2 protein-coding genes are annotated in these 335 nt (G+C 68.7%); both read left to right on the top strand.

The features are described 5' to 3' along the window. A partial coding sequence (locus tag SB717_RS34415) for a hypothetical protein (RefSeq protein WP_410907334.1) occupies window positions 1–188 on the top strand: 188 nt, incomplete at its 5' end. Window positions 189–197: 9 nt separating this feature from the next. Continuing rightward, window positions 198–335, top strand: a 138-nt coding sequence (locus SB717_RS34410) for an SDR family NAD(P)-dependent oxidoreductase (protein ID WP_410907336.1), incomplete at its 3' end; no start/stop codon positions are given.

Raw genomic sequence — 335 nt, 5'->3', positions numbered from 1 at the left:
TGGAGAAGCGGGACGGGCAATGGCGTATCGCCCACCGCACCATGCTCTATGACTGGGTCCGCAACGACGGGGTGTCGGCCGACTGGACGCAGGGCCTGATGGGCGCGCCCTTCTCCGGCGACCACTACACCGCCAAATCGGTCGGCGATCACAGCGAGCACTTCTTCGCTGCAGCCGACCGGCTCTGAGGGAGTCCGGTGAACTCCCTGCAGGGACGGGTCGCTGTTGTGACCGGCGCCAGCCGCGGTATCGGAAAAGGTATCGCGCTGGCGCTGGCACAGCAGGGCGCCACGGTGTACGTGACCGGCCGGACGGTGACGGCCGGGACCGACCCG

Source organism: Priestia sp. SIMBA_032 (assembly GCF_046535215.1).
Taxonomy (GTDB): Bacteria; Bacillota; Bacilli; order Bacillales; family Bacillaceae_H; genus Priestia; species Priestia aryabhattai.
Note: the sequence above shows the minus strand (reverse complement) of the source record. Positions and strands in the feature narration are given on the sequence as shown.